At 71.2% G+C, this 21,151-nt stretch carries 19 protein-coding genes and 1 tRNA gene; 10 read left to right on the top strand and 10 right to left on the bottom strand.

What is annotated here, in order from left to right; all coding sequences use genetic code 11:
* The first annotated feature begins 450 nt into the window (after window positions 1–450).
* Complete coding sequence (locus AC3CHW_RS16150; RefSeq protein ID WP_398612186.1) at window positions 451–885, top strand: MarR family winged helix-turn-helix transcriptional regulator; 435 nt, start codon at window positions 451–453, stop codon at window positions 883–885.
* Between the two features lie 273 nt (window positions 886–1,158).
* Here the strand turns inward: AC3CHW_RS16150 and AC3CHW_RS16155 are convergent, their stop codons facing one another.
* Window positions 1,159–1,521 carry a winged helix-turn-helix transcriptional regulator gene (locus AC3CHW_RS16155; protein ID WP_187089280.1) on the bottom strand — a complete coding sequence of 121 codons (363 nt, stop codon included), beginning with the start codon at window positions 1,519–1,521 and terminating at the stop codon, window positions 1,159–1,161.
* Window positions 1,522–1,687: 166 nt separating this feature from the next.
* Here AC3CHW_RS16155 and AC3CHW_RS16160 point away from each other — a divergent pair, with 166 nt between their 5' ends.
* Window positions 1,688–2,332 carry an FMN-dependent NADH-azoreductase gene (locus AC3CHW_RS16160; RefSeq protein ID WP_398612185.1) on the top strand — a complete coding sequence of 215 codons (645 nt, stop codon included), beginning with the start codon at window positions 1,688–1,690 and terminating at the stop codon, window positions 2,330–2,332.
* Between the two features lie 572 nt (window positions 2,333–2,904).
* Here AC3CHW_RS16160 and AC3CHW_RS16165 read toward each other — a convergent pair.
* Window positions 2,905–2,988 (bottom strand) — tRNA-Leu (locus AC3CHW_RS16165).
* A gap of 380 nt (window positions 2,989–3,368) precedes the next feature.
* Here AC3CHW_RS16165 and AC3CHW_RS16170 point away from each other — a divergent pair.
* The 6 genes from AC3CHW_RS16170 to pknB all read left to right on the top strand — a co-directional run bounded on the left by AC3CHW_RS16170 (window position 3,369) and on the right by pknB (window position 11,512).
* A complete protein-coding gene (locus AC3CHW_RS16170) occupies window positions 3,369–4,247 on the top strand; it encodes an FHA domain-containing protein (protein WP_176162948.1) in 879 nt (292 codons plus the stop codon).
* 10 nt (window positions 4,248–4,257) lie between these two features.
* Window positions 4,258–4,779, top strand: coding sequence for an FHA domain-containing protein FhaB/FipA (locus AC3CHW_RS16175; RefSeq protein ID WP_187089277.1), 522 nt, complete (start codon window positions 4,258–4,260; stop codon window positions 4,777–4,779).
* 66 nt (window positions 4,780–4,845) lie between these two features.
* Window positions 4,846–6,384, top strand: coding sequence for a Stp1/IreP family PP2C-type Ser/Thr phosphatase (locus AC3CHW_RS16180; protein WP_398612199.1), 1,539 nt, complete (start codon window positions 4,846–4,848; stop codon window positions 6,382–6,384).
* A gap of 21 nt (window positions 6,385–6,405) precedes the next feature.
* Window positions 6,406–7,821, top strand: a complete 1,416-nt coding sequence (locus AC3CHW_RS16185) for an FtsW/RodA/SpoVE family cell cycle protein (protein ID WP_359320569.1) — start codon at window positions 6,406–6,408, stop codon at window positions 7,819–7,821.
* A complete protein-coding gene (locus AC3CHW_RS16190) occupies window positions 7,818–9,284 on the top strand; it encodes a peptidoglycan D,D-transpeptidase FtsI family protein (RefSeq protein ID WP_398612184.1) in 1,467 nt (488 codons plus the stop codon). The genes AC3CHW_RS16185 and AC3CHW_RS16190 overlap by 4 nt, the downstream gene beginning before the upstream one ends.
* Window positions 9,285–9,454: 170 nt before the next feature.
* Window positions 9,455–11,512, top strand: coding sequence for a Stk1 family PASTA domain-containing Ser/Thr kinase (gene pknB, locus AC3CHW_RS16195; protein WP_488470914.1), 2,058 nt, complete (start codon window positions 9,455–9,457; stop codon window positions 11,510–11,512).
* A gap of 424 nt (window positions 11,513–11,936) precedes the next feature.
* On the opposite strand, the gene AC3CHW_RS16200 is transcribed toward pknB, so the two are convergent.
* The 5 genes from AC3CHW_RS16200 to AC3CHW_RS16220 all read right to left on the bottom strand — a co-directional run bounded on the left by AC3CHW_RS16200 (window position 11,937) and on the right by AC3CHW_RS16220 (window position 15,976).
* Entirely contained in the window at window positions 11,937–12,686 is a 750-nt protein-coding gene (locus AC3CHW_RS16200; RefSeq protein ID WP_488470915.1) for a class E sortase, read from the bottom strand.
* Between the two features lie 84 nt (window positions 12,687–12,770).
* Window positions 12,771–14,027, bottom strand: a complete 1,257-nt coding sequence (locus AC3CHW_RS16205; protein WP_488470916.1) for a class E sortase — start codon at window positions 14,025–14,027, stop codon at window positions 12,771–12,773.
* Window positions 14,024–14,698: an aminodeoxychorismate/anthranilate synthase component II gene (locus tag AC3CHW_RS16210; RefSeq protein ID WP_488470917.1), complete on the bottom strand. Its 675-nt coding sequence runs from the start codon at window positions 14,696–14,698 to the stop codon at window positions 14,024–14,026. The genes AC3CHW_RS16205 and AC3CHW_RS16210 overlap by 4 nt, the downstream gene beginning before the upstream one ends.
* Before the next feature lie 46 nt (window positions 14,699–14,744).
* Complete coding sequence (locus AC3CHW_RS16215; protein ID WP_176162941.1) at window positions 14,745–14,903, bottom strand: hypothetical protein; 159 nt, start codon at window positions 14,901–14,903, stop codon at window positions 14,745–14,747.
* A 302-nt stretch (window positions 14,904–15,205) separates the two neighbouring features.
* On the bottom strand, window positions 15,206–15,976 hold the full coding sequence (locus tag AC3CHW_RS16220) for a DUF881 domain-containing protein (RefSeq protein ID WP_381158501.1): 771 nt from the start codon (window positions 15,974–15,976) through the stop codon (window positions 15,206–15,208).
* A gap of 145 nt (window positions 15,977–16,121) precedes the next feature.
* On the opposite strand from AC3CHW_RS16220, the gene crgA reads away from it, so the two are divergent.
* On the top strand, window positions 16,122–16,379 hold the full coding sequence (gene crgA / locus AC3CHW_RS16225) for a cell division protein CrgA (protein ID WP_176162939.1): 258 nt from the start codon (window positions 16,122–16,124) through the stop codon (window positions 16,377–16,379).
* A 653-nt stretch (window positions 16,380–17,032) separates the two neighbouring features.
* On the opposite strand, the gene AC3CHW_RS16230 is transcribed toward crgA, so the two are convergent.
* Window positions 17,033–17,929 (bottom strand): rhomboid family intramembrane serine protease, encoded by an 897-nt coding sequence (locus tag AC3CHW_RS16230; RefSeq protein ID WP_398612179.1) that lies wholly within the window; start codon window positions 17,927–17,929, stop codon window positions 17,033–17,035.
* A 226-nt stretch (window positions 17,930–18,155) separates the two neighbouring features.
* Window positions 18,156–18,689 (bottom strand): peptidylprolyl isomerase, encoded by a 534-nt coding sequence (locus AC3CHW_RS16235; protein WP_176162937.1) that lies wholly within the window; start codon window positions 18,687–18,689, stop codon window positions 18,156–18,158.
* Window positions 18,690–18,946: 257 nt separating this feature from the next.
* Here AC3CHW_RS16235 and AC3CHW_RS16240 point away from each other — a divergent pair, with 257 nt between their 5' ends.
* Window positions 18,947–19,669 carry a DUF5324 family protein gene (locus AC3CHW_RS16240; RefSeq protein WP_398610920.1) on the top strand — a complete coding sequence of 241 codons (723 nt, stop codon included), beginning with the start codon at window positions 18,947–18,949 and terminating at the stop codon, window positions 19,667–19,669.
* Between the two features lie 62 nt (window positions 19,670–19,731).
* Here the strand turns inward: AC3CHW_RS16240 and AC3CHW_RS16245 are convergent, their stop codons facing one another.
* Window positions 19,732–21,120, bottom strand: coding sequence for an MFS transporter (locus AC3CHW_RS16245; protein ID WP_488470918.1), 1,389 nt, complete (start codon window positions 21,118–21,120; stop codon window positions 19,732–19,734).
* Window positions 21,121–21,151: the final 31 nt, after the last annotated feature.

The raw sequence follows: 21,151 nt of genomic DNA on the forward strand, positions 1-21,151 counted from the left end.
CCCCGGACATCATCGCCCCAGACGCATCAAGCACCTGAGCCACATGAGGCGAGACCGCGTCGGCCACCACCACGCCAGACGGGCCCACCCCAGGCACGTCCGCCCCAGGCACGTCCACGTCAGACACGCCCACGTCCGTCACGACCGCGTTCGTCACGACCGCGTTCGTCACGACCGCGTCAGAACCGCTCTCGGCAGCCACCGCTTCGACCTCCCCAACCCCGACGCGCACCCGGTTCGGTGCGTGTGAGGGAACGGTACCTACAGGTCGGGAGGTCGGTGGCGACCTGTGGATAACCTCGTGAGGTCGCGCTCGGCAAGGCCACGTTCGAGTGGCCGCCAACGCCAGAGGGCCGCCCTGACCAGCGGGAACGTCGCGCCAGGCAGTACGCCCTACTGTGGACAGTGCCTTGTCGCAAGGAAGCCGCAACCGGGAGGACGAGGAGCAGCGTGGTGGACCGAGACGCCTCCGTGGAGACCATTCGGCGCGAGATGACCACCTTCGCCCGGCGGGCCCGCGCCGTGGCCGCCCGCATTCACCCCGAGCTGTCGTTGGTCTCCTTCACCCTGCTCGCGCACCTGGAGGACTCGGACGGCTGCCGCGCCACCGATCTCGCGGCGCACTACCTCCTGGACAAGTCCACCGTCAGCCGCCAGATCTCCGCCCTGGAGCGGCTCGGATACGTCGAGCGCCGAACGGACCCCGCCGACCACCGGGTGCAGGTCCTGCACCTCACCGCGTCCGGTACCGAGGTCCTCCGCGGTGTGACGGCCAGCCGCCGGGCCCTCATGCAGCGCCGCCTCGCGGACTGGGACGTCGCCGACCTCGAACAGTTCGCGACGTACCTGCGCCGCTACAACGCGACGAGCGACCCCCTCGACTGACCAGCCCCCGCCCCACCAGCGGAACAGCGCCGCAGCCCACCCCCATCAGACCCGAAGCCCACGCACGCCCACGTCCGCCCGTAGCACGTCACCCGCGTCGGTAACCCGCCCACGCGCATACGCGCCCCGCCCACGCGCGCCCGCGTCCCGCAGCACACCCGCCCACATCCGCACGAAACGCACGCCCGCACCACGCCAGCGCGTCGTCTCACGCCCGCACCACGCCAGCGCGTCGCCTCACGCGCGCACCACACTTCACGTGCGCACCACACTTCACGTGCGGAAGCGATCAGGGCACTGGCCGCCGTCGGGCAGGTACGTCTCGGCCCAGGCGCCGAGGGCCTTGAGGGCGGGTTCCATGGCCTCGCCGCCCTCGGTGAGGCGGTAGAAGACCCGCAGCGGCGGGCCGGGGTCCACCTCGCGGGAGACCAGGCCGACGGCGGCCAGCTCGGAGAGCCGGTCGGAGAGCATGCGCTCGCTGATCCCGGGGATGGCCCGGCGCAACTCGGCGAAGTTGCCCCCGCCGTTCATCAACGTGGCCACGATCAGGCCGGTCCAGCGCTTACCGAACAGCCCGAAGACGCGCGTCACGCCGGCATCGGCCTGCCTGCAGCTGTGTTCGGTCGCGTCCGTCATGACCTCAGGGTACCGCTCAACCCTTCGCAGCTATAAAAAAGTAAGCTGCTGTGTTATCAATAGGTACGCACGGAAGTTCAGCCGCAGGCCACGCCGTGCGACGTCGGCAGCGCCGGCCACATCACCCCTTGTCACGCCCGAGACGTACGAATTCCGGAGGCACGCCATGCCCACCCTGCTGCACCTCGACTCGTCGCTCTACTCGCTGGACGCCTCCGCCTCGCGCGCCGTGACGGCGTCCTTCCGCACGGCATGGGAGGAGCAGCACCCGAACGGCACGGTCATCTACCGGGACCTGGCCGCCGACCCGCTGCCCCACATCGACGAGATATCCGCGACCGCCGGCTTCTCCGACCCCGCCGAGCACACCCCCGAGCAGCGGGCCGCCTTCGCCCTGCGCGTCGAGCTAGCCGAGGAGCTGGAGCGGGCCGACGCGGTGCTCATCGGCGCCCCGATGTACAACTTCACGATCCCCTCCACCCTCAAGACGTGGCTCGACCAGGTGATCATCGTGGGTCGTACGGCGGGCGAAACCCCGTCGGCGGCGGGCACCCCGGTCACCGTGGTGGCCAGCCGTGGCGGCTCGTACGCGCCCGGCACTCCGAGGGAATCCTTCGAGTTCGTCCAGAACTACCTGGAGAAGGCCCTGAACGGCATGCTCGGCCTCGACGTGGACTTCATCGTTCCCGAGCTGACCCTCGCCCGTACGACGCCGGCCATGGCGGACCTCGTCGAGCTGTCCGACGCCTCGCGCGCCAAGGCCCACGAGGACGCCACCACCAAGGCCAAGGCCCTGGCCGCACGCTTCTGAGCCCGACCCCACCGGACCTGGCCTCACCGGGCCTGACCCCGCGCGGGGTCAGGCCCGGACGCGTACCCGGAGCACGGCGCGGGGGTGGCGGCAACGGGCGTCCGCCCACACGCCGCCACCCCCGCACCACGCGACCCGACCGCCACCCCGCACAGCCTCCCCGTACGCCACCGCCAGCCCGGCCCCGTACGCCACCGGACCGCGAGCACCGAGCGCACGCAGGGCCCGCCCAGGCCCACCGAAGCCGCAGAAGCCCAGCCACGCGACGCGGATCAGCGGGCACCCGCACCCCCGCACCCGCACCCGCACCCGCACCCGCACCCGCACCCGCACCCGCACCCGCACCCGCAGAAACGGAAGCACGCAGGCGCGCAGCCACGCAGAAACGCAAGCACGCAGGCACGTAGGGACGCGGTCGCGCAGCCGCGCCGACATACGAGCACCCCGCCCCGCCCACCCCCACGCCCACGCGTGCGAGCACAGGCGCGCAGCCGCGCCGCCCGCCCGCCGAAACGCGGGCGCAACGAAAGAACCCCCGCTCCGGATTTCTCCGGAGCGGGGGTTCTTCTCTGTGCGCGAGGGGGGAGTTGAACCCCCACGCCCTTTCGGGCACTGGAACCTGAATCCAGCGCGTCTGCCTATTCCGCCACCCGCGCATGGGTGTCGTCGTGAGACTTGCTCACCTTAAGTGATGTGCCTCTCCGATCGAAATCGACCGGTGGGGGGCCATCCGCTTTCGGTGGGGGCGCCTTCCGACATCGAGAAGATTAGCACGCTGGCCGGGGTGCCTTCACACCCGTTATCCGCACCCCATCGGCCAACAGACCCCCAGCCGACCCGGGGACCCGCTCAGTTGCGGGACACTAGCTCTGGGGCACATCTACGATCCCGGTGAAGGGGGAGACTCCGCTGTGAGGGGTGACACTCCTCGCACCGGGCCAGGAAGGGGAACCAGCCGATTTCCCGACGCGTGGATACGATCAGTAAGCAGTATCAAGACGACACGACCGAGGAAGACTAAGGAAGGAGGTGCCCCGTGGGAGTACTGAAGCGCTTCGAGCAGCGTCTCGAAGGTCTCGTGAACGGCACCTTCGCCAAGGTGTTCAAGTCCGAAGTCCAGCCGGTCGAGATCGCGGGGGCGCTCCAGCGTGAGTGCGACAACAACGCCACCATCTGGAACCGCGACCGCACCGTCGTCCCCAATGACTTCATCGTCGAGCTGAGCGCGCCGGACTTCGAGCGGCTCAGCCCGTACTCGGGACAGCTCGGTGACGAGTTGTCTGGCATGGTCCGCGACTACGCCCAGCAGCAGCGCTACACCTTCATGGGCACCATCAAGGTGCACCTGGAGAAGGCCGACGACCTCGACACCGGTCTGTACCGGGTGCGCAGCCGCACACTCGCCGCGAGTCAGAGTCAGAGCCCGCAGCCGGGCCCGGCCGCGGGGCCGCCGCACGGCGCCCCGCAGGGACCGCCGCCCGGGCAGGGCGGGCAGGGACCGGGATTGCGGGCGGTGCCGCCCCGTGGGGGGCACGCGCCCGGTGGTCCGCCGCCGATGCCCAGTGCCCCGCCGCCCGGGGCGCGTCCCGCGCCGCGGGCGGGTCAGCCCGGCGCGGGGCCGCACCCGGGAGCGCAGACGCGGCGGTGGATCGAGATCAACGGCACCCGCCATCAGATTTCCCGGCCCACCCTGGTGCTGGGTCGGAGCACGGACGCCGACGTGCGGATCGACGATCCGGGCGTCTCGCGCCGGCATTGCGAGATCCGGGTCGGAACGCCCTCGACGGTCCAGGATCTGGGATCGACCAACGGCATCGTGGTAGACGGACAGCACACCACGCGCGCTACGCTCCGCGACGGCTCCCGCGTCGTCGTGGGCAGCACCACCATCGTTTATCGGCAAGCCGAAGGGTGAAGCGGGGGCAATGTCAGAGCTGACCCTCACGGTCATGCGGTTGGGTTTCCTCGCCGTACTGTGGCTGTTCGTCATCGTGGCCGTACAGGTCATCCGCAGCGATCTGTTCGGTACGCGGGTGACCCAGCGCGGGTCACGGCGCGGCAGCGACCGGGCGCAGCGGCAGCAGGCGAGCCCACCGCAGCAGCGGCAGCAACAGCAGCCCGGCGGCCGGGGGGGCGGTCGGCAGCGGCGCGGCGCCCCCACCAAGCTGGTGGTGTCCGAGGGCACCCTCACCGGTACCACCGTCGCCCTCCAGGGCCAGACGATCTCGCTCGGTCGGGCCCACGACTCGACGATTGTGCTGGACGACGACTACGCCTCCAGCAGGCATGCCAGGATCTATCCAGACCGTGACGGGCAGTGGATCGTCGAGGATCTCGGGTCCACGAACGGTACGTATCTCGACCGGACCCGGCTCACCACGCCGACGCCGATTCCGCTCGGTGCGCCGATCCGCATCGGCAAAACCGTCATCGAGCTGCGGAAGTAGTAGGAACATGACGACCGGAGGGTGGGCACCGTGCGGATGTACCCGGAGCCGACGGGCGAGGTGCGCATGAGTCTGTCGCTGCGTTTCGCCGCCGGATCGCACAAGGGCATGATCCGGGAGGGCAACGAGGACTCCGGCTACGCCGGCCCCAGGCTGCTGGCCATCGCCGACGGCATGGGCGGGCAGGCGGCCGGTGAGGTCGCCAGTTCGGAAGTGATCTCCACCCTCGTCCAGCTCGACGACGACGTGCCCGGTTCCGACATCCTCACCTCGCTGGGCAGCGCCCTGCAGCGGGCCAACGACCAACTGCGCGTCATGGTCGAGGAGGACCCGCAGCTCGAGGGCATGGGCACCACGCTCACCGCGCTCCTGTGGACCGGTCAGCGGCTCGGCCTCGTACACGTCGGTGACTCGCGCGCGTACCTGTTGCGCGACGGCGCCCTGACCCAGATCACCCAGGACCACACCTGGGTGCAGCGGCTGGTGGACGAGGGGCGGATCACCGAGGAGGAGGCCACCACACACCCGCAGCGGTCGCTGCTGATGCGAGCCCTGGGCAGCGGTGACCACGTCGAGCCCGACCTGTCGATCCGCGAGGTGCGGGCCGGGGACCGGTACCTGATCTGCTCGGACGGGCTGTCCGGCGTGGTCAGTCACCAGACCCTCGAGGAGACGCTGGCCAGCTACCAGGGGCCGCACGAGACCGTGCAGGAGCTGATCCAGCTCGCGCTGCGCGGTGGCGGCCCGGACAACATCACGTGCATCGTCGCGGACGTCCTGGACGTGGACGGCGGCGACGCGATGACCGCGCAGCTCAACGACACCCCGGTGATCGTCGGCGCGGTGGCCGAGAACCAGATCCAGCTCGGTGACGGCGGCGCCGCGCAGACCCCCGCGGGTCGCGCCGCCGAACTGGGCAGGAAGCCCGTGCCGCCGCAGGCCAGCGGCGAGGACGCGGGCGGCTTCGGCCCGCCCGGCAGCGGCGAGCCGTCCATCGGCCGGCCCAACGACGGCGCTTTCGGCGGCTACCCGGACGGCGGCGAGGCGCTCACCAAGGGCGGTCGCAGCAAGTGGATCAAGCGCTCGGCGTACATCGCGCTGGCGCTCGCGGTGGTCGGCGGCGGGTTGTACGGCGGCTACCGCTGGACCCAGAACCAGTACTACGTCGGCGCCAACGGTGACCACGTGGCCATCTACCAGGGCATCAGCCAGGACCTGGCGTGGATCAGCCTCAACAAGGTCCACCAGGACTTCGCGGACATCGAACTCAGGTACCTGCCGGTGGACCAGCGTGGTCGCGTCGAGGACACCATCGCGATGAGCGACCTGGGACAGGCCCGGAAGAAGGCGAAGCAACTGGGCCTGCTCGCCGGCACCTGCCAGAAGCTCGACCAGCAGAAGCGCGCTCAGGAAGAGCGCGAGAAGGCCGAGGACCAGCAGCGGGACCTCGGCAAGGGAGAGGGCCAGACCGGCGACCAGGCCGGCAAGCCAGGCGCGCAGCCCCGTACCGACACGACCACTCCGTCCCCCACCCCGACGCCAACGCCCTCGCTGTCCCCGGCGGAGCGCGAACTGGCCGACGAGTGCGGCGGCACCCAGCAGTGAAGCGGTAGGGGGCCGCCAGCGATGAGCAGCAGTACCACCAGCACGACCACGATCAGTACGGCCGGTCCGCCGAGCCGTCGCAACACCGAGCTCGCGATGCTCGCCTTCGCGGTGATCATCCCGGTGTTCGCGTACGCCAACGTGGGCCTCGCGCTCAGCGACGAGATGCCGTCGGGCATGCTCAGCTACGGCCTGGGCCTCGGGCTGCTGGCCAGCGTGGGCCACATCGTGGTGCGCAAGTTCGCGCCGTACGCCGACCCGTTGCTGTTGCCGCTGGCGACGTTGCTCAACGGGCTCGGCCTGGTGTTGATCTGGCGCCTCGACCAGTCGGAGCGGCTGGCCAGGACGGCCGAGGCGCAGGGCTTCGCCTACCAGGCGTCGGCGCCGAACCAGCTCATGTACTCGGCGATGGGCGTGGCGTTCTTCATCGGCGTGCTGATGCTGCTCAAGGACCACCGCATCCTGCAGCGCTACACGTACATCTCGATGGCCGGCGCGCTGGTCCTGCTCGTGATGCCGGTCTTCTTTCCGGCCAAGTTCGGTGCCCGCATCTGGGTGACCGTGGCCGGTTTCTCCATCCAGCCGGCCGAGTTCGCGAAGATCGTGATCGCGGTGTTCTTCGCCGGCTACCTGATGGTCAAGCGGGACGCGCTGGCGCTGGCCAGCCGCCGCTTCATGGGGCTCTACCTGCCGCGCGGGCGTGACCTGGGGCCGATCCTCGTCGTGTGGGCGATGAGCATCCTGATCCTGGTCTTCGAGACCGACCTCGGCACCTCGCTGCTGTTCTTCGGCATGTTCGTCGTGATGCTGTACGTGGCGACCGAGCGCACGAGCTGGATCGTGTTCGGCCTGTTGATGTCGGCGATCGGCGCGGTGGGCGTGGCCACCTTCGAGCCGCACGTGCAGCAGCGCGTGGACGCCTGGCTCGACCCGTTCGCGGTCTACGACACCGGTCAGGGCACCGAGCAGATCGCGCAGGCGCTGATGGCGTTCGGCTCCGGCGGCGTGATGGGCACCGGGCTCGGGCAGGGCAACTCCGACCTGATCGGCTTCGCCGCCAACTCCGACTTCATCCTGGCCACCGTCGGCGAGGAGCTGGGCCTGGCCGGCACGATGGCGATCCTGCTGCTGTACGGGTTGATCGTGGAGCGCGGCGTGCGCACGGCGCTGGCCGCCCGTGACCCGTTCGGCAAGCTGCTGGCCATCGGCCTCTCGGCGGCCTTCGGCATCCAGGTCTTCGTCGTCGCCGGCGGCGTGATGGGGCTGATCCCGCTGACGGGTATGACCATGCCGTTCCTGGCGGCGGGTGGTTCGTCCGTGATGGCCAACTGGGCGCTGGTCGCCATCCTGATCAAGATCAGTGACACCGCGCGCCGCCCGGCCCCCGCCCCCGCTCCCTCACCCGACGCCGAGATGACCCAGGTGGTCCGACCGTGAACAAGCCCCTGCGCCGGATCGCGATCTTCTGCGGGCTTCTGGTCCTCGCCCTGCTGGTGCGCGACAACTGGATCCAGTTCGTGCAGGCCGACGAGCTGGCCGACCACAAGCACAACCGCCGCGTGGAGATCGCCCGCTACAGCCAGCCGCGCGGCAACATCATCGTGGACGGCAAGGCCATCACCGGTTCCAAGGAGACCAACGGAACCGACTTCAAGTACAAGCGCACGTACACCGACGGCGAGATGTGGGCGCCGGTCACCGGCTACGCCTCGCAGGTCTACGGCGCCACGCAGTTGGAGAACCTGCACGACGGCATCCTGACCGGCGACGACGACCGGCTGTTCTTCAACCGCACCCTCGACATGATCACGGGCAAGAGCAAGAAGGGTGGCGACGTCATCACCACCCTGAACGCCAAGGCCCAGAAAGCCGCCTTCGAGGGGCTCGGCAGCAAGAAGGGTGCCGTCGCCGCGCTCGACCCGCGCACCGGCAAGATCCTCGCCCTGGCCTCCACGCCGAGCTACGACCCGTCCACCATCGCGGGCGGCTCGAAGAAGGACGAGGAGGAGTGGAAGCGGCTGGACGAGAAGAACAACAAGGACGTCCCGATGCTCAACCGGGCGCTGCGCCAGACGTACCCGCCCGGCTCCACGTTCAAGGTCGTCACGGCCGCCGCCGCCCTGGAGAACGGCCTGTACGACAGCATCGACGAGAAGACCAACTCGCCGCTGCCGTGGAAGCTGCCGCTGACCACCGGCCAGCCGCTGCCGAACGAGGGAAACATCCCCTGCAAGGACGCCAGCCTCAAGCTGGCCCTCCAGGTCTCGTGCAACACGGTCTTCGGCAAGATCAGCGATGACCTCGGCAACGAGAAGATGATCGAGCAGGCCGAGAAGTTCGGGTTCAACGAGACCGTCGACACCCCGGTGCGTACCGCCGCGAGCGTCTACCCCGAGGACAACCGGCCGCAGAACGCGATGGCCGGCATCGGCCAGGCGAGCAACCGCGCGACGCCGCTCCAGATGGCCATGGTCACCGCGGCGATCGCCAACGACGGCAAGATGATGAAGCCGTACATGGTCGACAAGCTGCGGGCGCCCAACCTCAACGTGGTCGAGCAGACCGAGCCCGACGAGATGTCGCGGCCCATGTCGTCGGAGACCGCGCACAAGCTCCAGGACATGATGGAGAACGTCGTCGAGAAGGGCACGGGAACCAGCGCCCGCATCTCCGGCGTCACCGTCGGTGGCAAGACCGGCACCGCCCAGCGCGGTGTGGCCAACAGCGAGAAGCCGTACGCCTGGTTCATCTCCTACGCCAAGGGCGAGGACGGCTCCCCGGTGGCGGTCGCGGTGGTGGTCGAGGACTCGCAGGCGTCCCGCGGCGACATCTCCGGTGGCGGGCTGGCGGCGCCGATCGCCAAGTCCGTCATGAAGGCCGTGCTCGACAGCGAGAAGTGACCCAGGCCACCCCGATGATCCAGATCTCCGCACGGCGCGATACCGGTCGGATATCAGGTCACGGTGGCGGCCAGGACCCGTGATACGCGGCGGGTACGGTATGCCGAGCAGCACACCGCCGGGCCCCCACACCGGTGCGGTCGGGAATGACGGAGAGGGCTGGAGAAGCTATGGAAGAGCCGCGTCGCCTCGGCGGCCGGTACGAGCTGGGCTCGGTGCTCGGCCGCGGTGGCATGGCGGAGGTCTACCTCGCCCATGACACGCGCCTGGGCCGCACCGTCGCTGTGAAGACGCTACGGGTCGACCTCGCACGCGACCCGTCGTTCCAGGCCCGGTTCCGCCGTGAGGCCCAGTCGGCCGCCTCGCTCAACCATCCCGCGATCGTCGCGGTGTACGACACCGGCGAGGACTACGTCGACGGCGTCTCGATCCCCTACATCGTGATGGAGTACGTCGACGGCTCGACCCTTCGCGAACTGCTCCACTCCGGGCGGAAGTTGCTGCCCGAGCGGTCGATGGAGATGACCGTCGGCATCCTGCAGGCCCTGGAGTACTCGCACCGCAACCAGATCGTCCACCGCGACATCAAGCCGGCCAACGTCATGCTGACGCGCACCGGCCAGGTCAAGGTGATGGACTTCGGCATCGCGCGCGCGATGGGCGAGTCCGGCATGACGATGACCCAGACCGCCGCCGTCATCGGCACCGCCCAGTACCTCTCGCCCGAGCAGGCCAAGGGCGAGCAGGTGGACGCGCGCAGCGACCTCTACTCGACCGGCTGCCTGCTGTACGAACTGCTGACGGTGCGGCCCCCGTTCGTCGGCGACTCGCCGGTGGCCGTCGCCTACCAGCACGTGCGCGAGGAGCCGCAGCCGCCCAGCGCGTACGACCCCGAGATCACGCCCGAGATGGACGCGATCGTGTTGCGGGCGCTGGTGAAGGACCCGGACTACCGCTACCAGTCGGCCGACGAGATGCGCGCCGACATCGAGGCGGCCCTCGACGGGCAGCCGGTGGCGGCCACGGCCGCGCTCGGCGCCGTCGGCTACGGCGACGACCAGCCGACGGCCATGCTCCGGCCGCAGGACGCCGCGGCGCAGACGACCATGCTGCCGCCCGCGCGCGACGACGACGGCGGCTTCGGCTACGACGAGCGCGGGGATCGGCACCGCGGCGAGAAGAAGAGCCACACCTCGACGATCCTGCTGGTCATCGCCGCGATCCTGGTGCTGGTGGGCGCGATCTTCATCGGCAAGGCGCTGTTCGGCGGCGACAAGAACGACAGTATGGTCGACGTGCCCAACCTGGTCGGCAAGACGCTCGCGGAGGCCCAGAAGACGGCCGAGAACGGCGACTTCACGATCGAGGAGGGCGAGGCGAAGTTCTGCAAGCAGCCCAAGGGAACGGTCTGCGAACAGACGCCCGCGTTCGGCCCGGACGCCGAGGTCAAGCGGAACGGCACCGTCGAGGTAGTGCTGTCGAAGGGGCTCGCGGTCACCAAGGTCGAGGTGCCCGACGTCACCGAGAAGCAGGTCGACAACGCCAAGAAACTCCTGGAGGAGAAGGAGTTCACGGTGGTCGTCGAGCAGACCGAGTCCGACCAGGAGGCCGGCAAGGTCCTGAGCCAGACCCCGGACGGCGGCACCAAGGTCCGCAAGGGCACCGAGGTCACGCTGACGGTGGCCAAGAAGAAGGAGCAGGTCACCGTCCTGGACGTGCTGGGCAAGTCCGCCGACGAGGCCAAGCAAATCCTGACGGGCCAGGGCCTGAAGGTCGAGACCCAGGAACAGGAGAGCCCGGACAAGCCGGCCGGCACGGTCATCAGCCAGACCCCGACCGGCGGCACCCCGGTGGTGCCGGAGTCCGTGGTCACCCTGACGATCGCCAAGGCGCCCGAGGAGGGCGACGAGGGCGGTGACGAAGGGGGCGACGGCGGCGACGAGAGCGAGGCCCCGGTCCAGGTGCCGGTGCTCACCCAGCAGAAGCTCGGCGACGCCCGCGCCACCCTGGAGGGCCTCGGCCTGCGGGTCGGCGAGGTCAGGGGCCCGCAGGACGACAACGCCGTCGTGCTGCTCTCGCAGCCCGGCGCCGGCAGCCAGGTCCCGAAGGACACCGCGGTGAACCTCACCACGATCAGCGGCGGCACGCCGGGTGGCGGGGACAACGGCGGCGAGCACGGGAACGGCGGCAACGGAGGCAACGGAGGCAACGGAGGCTGGTTCGGCTGACCCCCGGCCACCGTGCCAGGCGCGGTCCGCGGCCCCGCCGGGACCGTCCGGGCGCCGGCCACAGCACCTGACGGACGGCCCGTCGTCCGCGCTCCTCGGCGCGGACGGCGGGCCGTTCGCCGTAGGTCGCGCCCTGCGCGGCCGGGCGTCAGGCGCGCACCGGGCGCGCTACGGGCGCAGGCGCGCCGTGGCCGGCGCGGGGGCGGGGTGGAGCGCGCTGGAGGCGCGGGGTGGGTCGCGGGGCGCTGAGCGGGCGGCCTGGGGCGGCGAGCGGGCGCTTCGGGGCGGCGCGTGGGCGCTCCGGGCGGCGCGTGGGAGCGAGAGGCCGTGGGAGCGGGAGGGTGGGAGGCCGCGAGGGCGGGTGGAGCGTGGCTCCGGCGGGGGCGGGGGCGGGGCCCGGCGGCGGAAGGGGAGCCGCGCGGGCCTAGCGCAGCTCCGCCGGCTCGGTGCGGTTCGCGTCCACCTTCTCGGTGCGTTCCAGCTCCGCCCACACGATGTAGCGGTGCCGGGAGGTGTAGACGGGGGTGCAGGTCGAGAGGGTGAGGTAGCGTCCGGGCTTCTTCTTGCCGGACTCCTTGGGTATCGGCGCGAGGACGTCCACGTTGTACTTGGAGGTCTCCGGGAGCTTCGCGTAGACGCGGTAGACGTACCAGACGTCGCGGGTCTCGAAGACGACCGCGTCGCCCTCGTCCAGCTTGTCGATGTTGTGGAACTTGGCGCCGTGGCCGTCGCGGTGCGCCGCCAGCGTGAAGTTGCCCTTCTTGTCCCACGGCATCGCGGACTTGACCGGCTTGGTGTAGTAGCCGGCGACGCCGTTGTTGAGGGTCTTGGTGGCGGTGCCCTTCTTGACGAGTATCTCGCCCTCCTTGAGGCCGGGGGCGTGCAGGAAGCCGATGCCGTCCCTGGTGTCGAGGGCGCCCGGGCCCTTGGCCCAGTTCTCGCGCACCTTGTCGGACTGCTTCTTCGCCTCCCGGTCGGCGATCACGTTCGTCCACCACAGCGAGTAGACGACGAACAGGGCGAGCAGCACGCCCACCGTGATCAGCAGCTCGCCGAAGACGCCGACGGCGGTCGCGATCCGGCTCCGGGTGCGACTGCCGCGCGGCGGTGCGGCGGTCGTGGCGCCCGGCCCGCCCGGCTGCTCGCCCCGGCCGTCCTCGTCGGTCCGTACCACCGCGTCGTACCTCGTTCCTGGTTCGCCACCGGGTGCCCTCGCACCTCGGTCGAGCTACCGCCCCTCCCGGTCCGCCGGGTCCGCTCACTTCACCAGCGGGTCCGGTTTGCCCTGGGAGCGGGGGCGCTCCTCAACCATCTTGCCCCACACGATCATTCGATACTTACTGGTGAATTCCGGCGTGCACGTCGTCATCGTGAGATAGCGCCCCGGTCCGGTGAAGCCGGAACCGGGCGGTACGGGGCCGATGACGCCGATGTTGGACGGCGAGGTCTCCGGGAGGATGGCGGCCATCTCGTACGTGTAGTAGGCGTCCTGGGTCTCCACGACGATCGGGTCGCCGGGCTGGAGCCGGTTGATGTAGCGGAAGGGTTCACCGTGCGTGTTGCGGTGGCCGGCGACCGCGAAGTTGCCCCGCTTGTCCGACGGCATGGCGGTCCTGAGCTTTCCGGTGCCGTAGTGGCCGACCATGCCGCGGTCCAGCACGTTCCGCTTATCGATCCCCTCGGCCACCGGGACCACCACGTCGAGCTTGGGGATGTACATGATCGCGAACCCCTCGCCGGGCTCGAACTCCCCGGGCGCCCGCTTGTCGTCCTGCGCCCACTGCTTCTGTAACTTCTCGCGCTCTTCCCGCGCCTGCTGCTGCGCGATGATGTTCGTCCACCAGAGCTGGTACGCCACGAACAGCAGCATCAGCACCCCGATGGTGATGAACAGCTCGCCCAACCCCCGGCTGACCAGGGTCGCCACGCCGGGCCTGCGCGCCCGCTCGGCCCGGCGGGCCGCCAGCCGGGTCGTGGGCGCCGCGGGTCCGGTCGCGGCCCCGGCGTTCGCCACGGCCGGCGGGCCGGCGCGGGCGGCTCCGGGCGCGCGGCGGGCGGCGGCGCGACGGCCGGCGCGGCCCGCCGCCTTGCGGGCGGCCTTGCGCCGCGCGGCCCGGCCGCCGGGTGCGTCGCCGGCCGACGGGCGCGGCCGTTCGGGCGGGAGCGGGAACTCCCCGCGCCGCGGTGGCCGCGCCTGACGCAGGGCCATCGTCTCCGCGTCCACCAACGGGGGCATCGGCCCGGGCCCCGGTGCGCCGCGGCGCACCAGCCCTGGCACGCGGAGGCCCACCGTCTCCTCGTTGGACGGCCGACCGGCGGCGGGCCGGCCAGCGCCCGGGGCGGCGGTACCTGGGGCAGTGGTACCTGGGGCAGTGGTGCCCCGGGCGACAGTGTCCCGGGCGGCGGTGTCGGTCGCTCCGGCGCCGGTGGTCGCGATCGGGTCGGCCGGAGCCGTGCTGTCGGTCGGGCCCGGGCGGGGGGCGGCGGCTGCGCGGTCGGGGCGCAGTGCGGTCACGCCCCGGCCTTGCCGACCACCGGCGCCAGCCCCACCGCCCGCTCCACCGCGCCCGCGTCGCCGCACCGGGTCAGCCAGTTCGCCAGCATGAGGTGCCCCCACTCGGTGAGCACCGACTCCGGGTGGAACTGCACGCCCTCGATGGGCAGTTCCCGGTGGCGCAGGCCCATCACGATGCGGCTCGCGCCCGCGCCGCCACCCGGGCCCTCGCCCGGGGCGTCGGTCCAGGCGGTGGCCTCCAGCTCGGCGGGGAAGGCGCCGTTCTCGACGGAGAGCGAGTGGTAGCGGGTCGCGGTGAAGGGGGACGGCAGCCCGCTGAAGACGCCGGCGCCGTCGTGGGTGACCGCGGAGGTCTTGCCGTGCAGCAGCTCGGGGGCGCGCCCGACGACACCGCCGTACGCGACGGCCATCGACTGCATGCCCAGGCACACGCCGAAGACGGGCACGCCGGTCCGCGCGCAGTGCCGCACCATGTCCACGCAGACACCCGCCTGCTCGGGGGTGCCGGGCCCGGGGGAGAGCAGTACCCCGTCGAAGCCGTCGTCGGCGTGCGCGGGCTCCACCTCGTCGTTGCGCAGCACCTCGCAGGTGGCGTCGAGTTGGTAGAGGTACTGGACGAGGTTGAAGACGAAGCTGTCGTAGTTGTCCACGACGAGAATGCGCGCGGTCATCGGGTGCCTGCCGTTCCTGCCGTATCGGTTCCTGCCGTCGCCGCGGTCACTCATCAACCGTCACGTCGTTGAACGGCAGCAGCGGCTCCGCCCACGGAAAGACGTACTGGAAGAGCACGTAGACGACGGCGAGCACGAGCAGCAGCGAAATCAGTGCCCGCACCCACGCGTTGCCCGGCAGGTGCCGCCAGATCCAGCCGTACATGCCGCCCCTACTTGCCGTTGAGCCGATGGATGAGTCGCTTGCGGAACCAGGGTAAGGGGCGCGGTGGCCGGGTCGTGGGCCAGCCGGACAAGAGGCGGGGGACGCTCCGGGCGGCGCGCGCGGGCCCGCCGGGGCGGGTCGGGGCGCGGCCGGGATCGTTTCGGGGCGGATCGCTGTCGGGAGCGCCGGCGGTCTTCGGGGGCCGGGCGTCGCGCGCGGGGCGGGACGCGCCGGCGGCTTGGGGCGCGAGGGGGGGGCGGGCCGCCCGGTGGGCGCGGGGCGCGGGGGCCGGCGGCGCGCCGCTAGTCGGCGGGGCGGGCGTGGTGCAGGTCGACCGTGCCGGAGTAGCCGGGCAGCGTCACCGAGTCGTGCTCGTCGACCTGCCAGCCGAGGCCGTACGCCTTCACGTACTCCTGGTAGTTCTGGATCGCCGGGGACTCCCGGAGCGCGTCGCGCAGCGCGGAGACCTCGCCCACGGCGGTGATCTTGTACGGCGGGGAGTAGACGCGGCCCTGGAGGATCAGCGTGTTGCCGACGCAGCGCACGGCGCTGGTGGAGATCAGCCGCTGGTCCATCACCCGGATGCCCTCGGCGCCGCCCTGCCACAGCGCGTTGACGACGGCCTGCAGGTCCTGCTGGTGGATGACCAGGTCGTTGGGTTGCGGGTCGGGCACGCCGGAGATCCTGGGGGTGGCGTTCGGCGGGGCGTCGGTGAGGGTGACCGTGACCGCGCTGCCGCGCAGCTTCTGGGTGCCCGCCGCCTTCTCCAGCGCGCGCAGCCGCTCCTCGTCGGCCGCGCTGCGGTCGTCGTCGCGGTGCAGCAACGCGTCCACGTCGGAGCGCATCTTCGCGGTCTTCTCGTCCAGCGCGGCGTTCTTGTCGCTGCGGGCCTGGATGAGGTCCGACAGCCGCAGCATGGACTCGTCGCTGCGGATGTTGGTGCCCTGGGCGGTGTTGAAGCTGATCCAGAAAATAAGCCCGGCGAGGGCGAAGATGGCGATCGTCAACAACCGGATCGGGCGAAAAGCGAAGCGCCGAGGGGCCGGTCCAGGGGAGTCGGCTGAATTACTCAACGTACCCTTATCTCTCTCGACGCCGCGGAAGCACTACGCTAACGGACGCCCGGGAGAAAGGAAGTGCTCCCCGCTCAGTGCTCCCGGCGCCCCGTCCCACTAGGTTTCCGCGCGGTCACGCAGCGCATCGACAGGAGAGTTCCTCGTGCCGAAGTCACGTATCCGCAAGAAGGACGACTTCACGCCGCCGTCGGCGAAGCAGGCCACGACCATAAATCTGAACAGCGGGCGGAGCTGGGTCGCGCCGCTGATGCTGGCCATGTTCCTGATCGGCCTGGCCTGGATCGTGGTCTTCTACGTGACCGACGGCAGCCTGCCCATCGACCCGATCGGCAACTGGAACATCGTCGTCGGGTTCGGCTTCATCGCGGCGGGGTTCGTCGTCTCGACGCAGTGGAAGTAGCCGCACACCGCATGACGCCGTGGCACCGCTCGTCGCGTGCACCGCACGCCGCGTGACGCCACGCGCTGCCTGACGCCGCCCGCCGCCTGAGCGCCGCTCGCCCGCGTGACGCCACCCGCGGGCCCGGAGCCGCTCGTCGTGCGACAGCGCCTCGCTGGGCGAGCGCGAGGGGACGAGCGCGCCGGGCGTTGCGCGCCGGGTGTTGCTCGCCGTGTGTTGCTCGCCGTGTGTTGCTCGCCGGTGGGGGCGGCGCCGGCCGCTGCCGGTCGTTGCCCCCGTCGCCGCGTGCGTACGGGAGGTGGCGGAGTCGGGCCCGGTGTGGCAGGGTCGGTCGCCCCCGGGATGCGCCGCGGGCGCGGTGTTCGCGTCCGGGCGGGCAAGCTCTGACCTGAGTTATCCACAGAGCGATCCACAGTGGGGAAAACTTACGACGATCTGTGGATAACCTCCGCGATGTTGACGCCGGTGTGACCGCCCCGAGCCCTGCTCACTACCGCCCATACCGCGTCTGCCTGCGGAAACGCCCCTCCGTACGCACCTGGACAGACGTTCCCACAGGACACGCGGCGCGCTGTGGACAACCCCCGTGGGCCAGTCACTCATAGGGTTTCCGCGCGCCCGCGCGTACCCGCCCGCGCGAGCTCCGGCCGGGCTCAGCCCGTGAGCTGCGCGGTGCGCAGCAGCACCGTGCCCAGGATGACCAGGAACACCGCCACACAGGTCCCGGCCTGCACCAGGTCGCGGCGCTCGCGCGGGGCGTGGACCATGCCGTAGGCCACCGCGGTGCCCACGATCAGGCCGCCGATGTGCGCCTGCCAGGCGATGTCGCTCCAGGCGAAGGTGAAGACCAGGTTCAGCGCCAGGAGGATGACGACCGGGCGCATGTCGTAGTTGAGCCGGCGCATCAGCACGGCCGTGGCGCCGAGCAGGCCGAAGATCGCACCGGAGGCGCCGAGCGACGCCTGCGAGGCGTCGGCCAGCAGGTAGCTGAGCGCGCTGCCGCCGAGCGCGGACAGCAGGTAGAGCGCCAGGAAACGGACCCGGCCGAGCGCCGCCTCCAGCGGGGCGCCGAGCCACCAGAGCGAGAGCATGTTGAAGGCGATGTGAAACGCCTCCTCGTGCAGGAACGTGGCCGTCAGCAGGCGGTACCACTCGCCCTCGGCGACGCCCTGGACCGGCGCGAAACCGGAGTCGGACGGCGGCCACTCGCCCACCATCGCCCAATCGTTGATCATCTGGTTGCCGTTGGACAGCACGACGATCCAGACCAGCACGTTGATCGCCAACAGGATCTTGGTGATCAGCCGGGGGTCGCTCGCGAGCGAGCCGCCCGCGATCGTCCGGGGCTGGGTGCTCGCCGGCCGCCGCAGGCCACTGCCGGACGACCCGCCGCCACCGCTGGCGTGGGCCCCGCCCGCGCACTCCGGGCAGTGGAAGCCGACCGAGGCACTGACCATGCACTCGGGGCAGATCGGCCGGTCACAGCGGGTGCAACTGACCCCCGTCTCCCGCTCCGGGTGCCGGTAGCAGCAGACCGCCTGGTCCTCCATGGTCTCCCCTTACCTCTCCCCCGGTGCCCGTGCGCCGGGCAGTGTACGACCGTCGCGCCACCCGCCTGTGGGGTGTACGGATGGGCGGGGTGGGATGGTTCCTCGCCCCCGCGCCCGATGTCGGCCCACGCCCGGCCGGACGGGCGCGCGGTGGTGCCGCCCACGCCGCGCCGCCCCGGCGGGGCCGGGGCGGCGCGGCGGATGGTGCGGCGAAGTGGCGCGGTGCTCAGCCCTCGCGGGTCTCGATCACCACGGACTCGATGACCACGTCGTTGACCGGGCGGTCGGTGCGCGGGTTGGTCTCCGTGTTCGCGATGGCGTCCACGACCTTCTTGCTGGCGTCGTTGGTCACCTCACCGAAGATGGTGTGCTTGCCGGTGAGCCACGTGGTGGGCGAGACCGTGATGAAGAACTGCGAGCCGTTGGTGCCCGGGCCCGCGTTCGCCATGGCCAGCAGGTACGGCTTGTTGAAGGACAGGTCGGGGTGGAACTCGTCCCCGAACTTGTAGCCCGGACCGCCGGTGCCGTTGCCCAGGGGGTCGCCGCCCTGGAGCATGAAGCCGCTGATCACCCGGTGAAAGACCGTGCCGTCGTACAGCTTCTTCTTGGACGCCTTGCCGGTCGTCGGGTCGATCCACTCGCGCGTTCCCTCGGCGAGTTCGACGAAGTTCTTGACCGTCTTGGGTGCGTGGTTCGGCAGCAACCGGACCTCGATGTCCCCATTGTTGGTCTTCAGGGTGGCGTAGAGCTGCTCAGCCACGATCTACCTTCCATAGTTCTCACTGGACGTCTCCCGATCCTCGCATGGACGCCGGGGAGACGAGTAGCCGCCGGAAACAGCGCGCGGCGCCCCTTTCCGTAGCCTTGTACGCGCAGGGCCCCTATGACCCGGATGCCCGACCGCAGGTGCCCGGCGATCAACGAACAGGCATGATCTGCAAATGGGTGGAAAGGCGACCTAAGCGTCGAGGGGCGTCTGACGGACCCCGGATACGCCACCGAGGAGGAGGAAATTCCGTGACCCGCAAGGACAGCGTGCGAGACGCGACCGGCCCGGCCAAGGAGAGCGTCCGCCACGCGGTGGAGGTGGTGGGGCCACACGCCAGCCAGGCCAAGGAAGCCGCCGTGCACTACGCGTACGAGGCCCGCGCCAAGCTCGCGCCGAAGGTGTCGCACGCGGCACACCAGGCCCGGGCGACGGCCAGCGACCAGTACCACAGCCGCCTCGCCCCGCGCATCGAACACGCGCGCGGCGCCGTGCCGCCCACGGTGGACCGCGCCGCGCACCGCGCCGCGGCCCGCACCCGCAGGGCCGCGCGCCAGGCCGCCGACTACACCGGCCCCCGCGTGGAGAGCGCGCTGGCCAACGCCCGCGCCGCGGCGGACCCGGTGCGCGAGGAGGCCGCGGCGCGCGGCGGCGCGGCCCTGGCCGCGCTCCGTGGCCAGATCACCGCGGCCGACGTCGAACGGCTACAGAAGAAGCAGCGCCGGCGCGCGCGCCGGGGCAAGTTCGCCAAGCGGTTCGTCGTACTGGGGCTGTTGACCGGTGGGGCGTACGCCGCGTGGAAGTGGTGGGACAAGCAGGCCAACCCGGACTGGCTGGTGGAGCCGCCGGCCGCGACGGAGGTCGGCGACCGCGAGCCCCTGACGCCGGCCGAGCGCGCCGAGCGGGACGGGCTCGACCCGGAGGTCGAGGCCAAGCAGGCGGCGGCGGACGCCGCGAAGCGCGACAAGTCCTGACGCGCGAACCACCGCCGCGCCGGCGGACGCCCACCACGGGCGCCCGCCGGCGCGCGGGCGCGTCACCATCGCGAGGTCTGCGCCTCCGCCTGCGCACCCGACTCCGCCCGAGCACCCGACTCCGCCGGCGCACCCGACTCCGTCCGCGCACCCGTCTCCACCCGCGGTTCCGTGTCCGATCCCGCCCGCTCCCGGGGCAGGTCGCGCTGGCGGCGCATCGGGCTCATGGCGAGGATGAGCCAGGACGGGGCCACGATGGCCGTCATGATCCACATGGTGGTGCGGTAGCCGACGGCGTCCCCCAGCACGCCGCCGACGAGCGAGCCGAGCGGGATGGTGCTGTGGTTGATCACCATGGCCGTCGCCACGACCCGGCCGAGCAGGTGGGGCGGGCAGTAGCTCTGCCGGAAGCTGCCGACCACGACGTTGGCCACGGAGACGCCGATCCCGACGGTGAACGCCCCCGCCGCGAACAGCGACAGCCCAGGCCCGGCCGTCGTCATCGGCAGGAGCAACACGAACGGCGCGGTGACGGCCTGGAGGAGCAGCAGGCCGCGCGCGGTGCCGAACCGCCGGGTGGCCCGCGTCGCCACCAGCGCCCCCACGATGCCGCCGGCGCTGCCACTGGTCAGCAACAGGCCGACCATGGCCGGGTTCAACCCGACGGTGCGCACCAGGAACACGACCTGCACCGCCTGGTAGCCCATCAGCGCCATGTTGATCACGGCGCCCCACGCCACCATCGACCGCAGGTACCGGTCCCGACCCACGAAGCGGAGCCCCTCGCCGATCTGCCGCCGCAGGGGTACCCGTTCGGCTTCGGGGGCGCGGTCCGGCTCGACCACCGCGATCCGTCGCAGGCAGAGCGCGGAGACCAGGAACGTCACCGCGTCGGCCACGAGCGCGGCCACCGCGCCGCACGCCTGCGCGAGCAGCCCCGCCGCGCCAGGACCGACCACTTGGGTCGCGGCCTCGCTGCCCTGGAGCTTGGCGTTGCCTTCGAGCAGGTCCCGCCCGTCGAGGACGGTGCGTATGTACGCGTGGTAGGCCGGGTTGAAGCACACGGCCGCCGTGCCGCACACCAGGGCGACGCCGACCAGGTGTCCGTACGTGAGCGCGCCGAGCCACGCCGCCATGGGGATGCTCAGCAGGGCCGCGGCGGACACCAGGTCGCACGCGAGCATCAGCGGACGCTTGCGTGTCCTGTCCACCCACGCGCCCACCGGCAACCCCACCACCAGCCAGGGCAGCCACACCGCGGCGGCGAGTAGGCCGACGGCGGTGGAGCTGGCGTCCAACACCTCGACCGCGATCAGTGGCAGGGCCACCGCGGTGATGCCGTTGCCCAACCCGCTCGCGGTCTCGCCCACCCACAGCAGCCGGAAGTCCCGCTGGGCGAGCACGCCCCAGCGCGTACGGGTCCGGCCCGTCGCCCTCTTCGTCAGGTCCACGCCAGGCATGATGTCCCGGCCCCCCACCGAC

Source organism: Streptomyces sp. MGP-BFMKR1 (assembly GCF_057766585.1).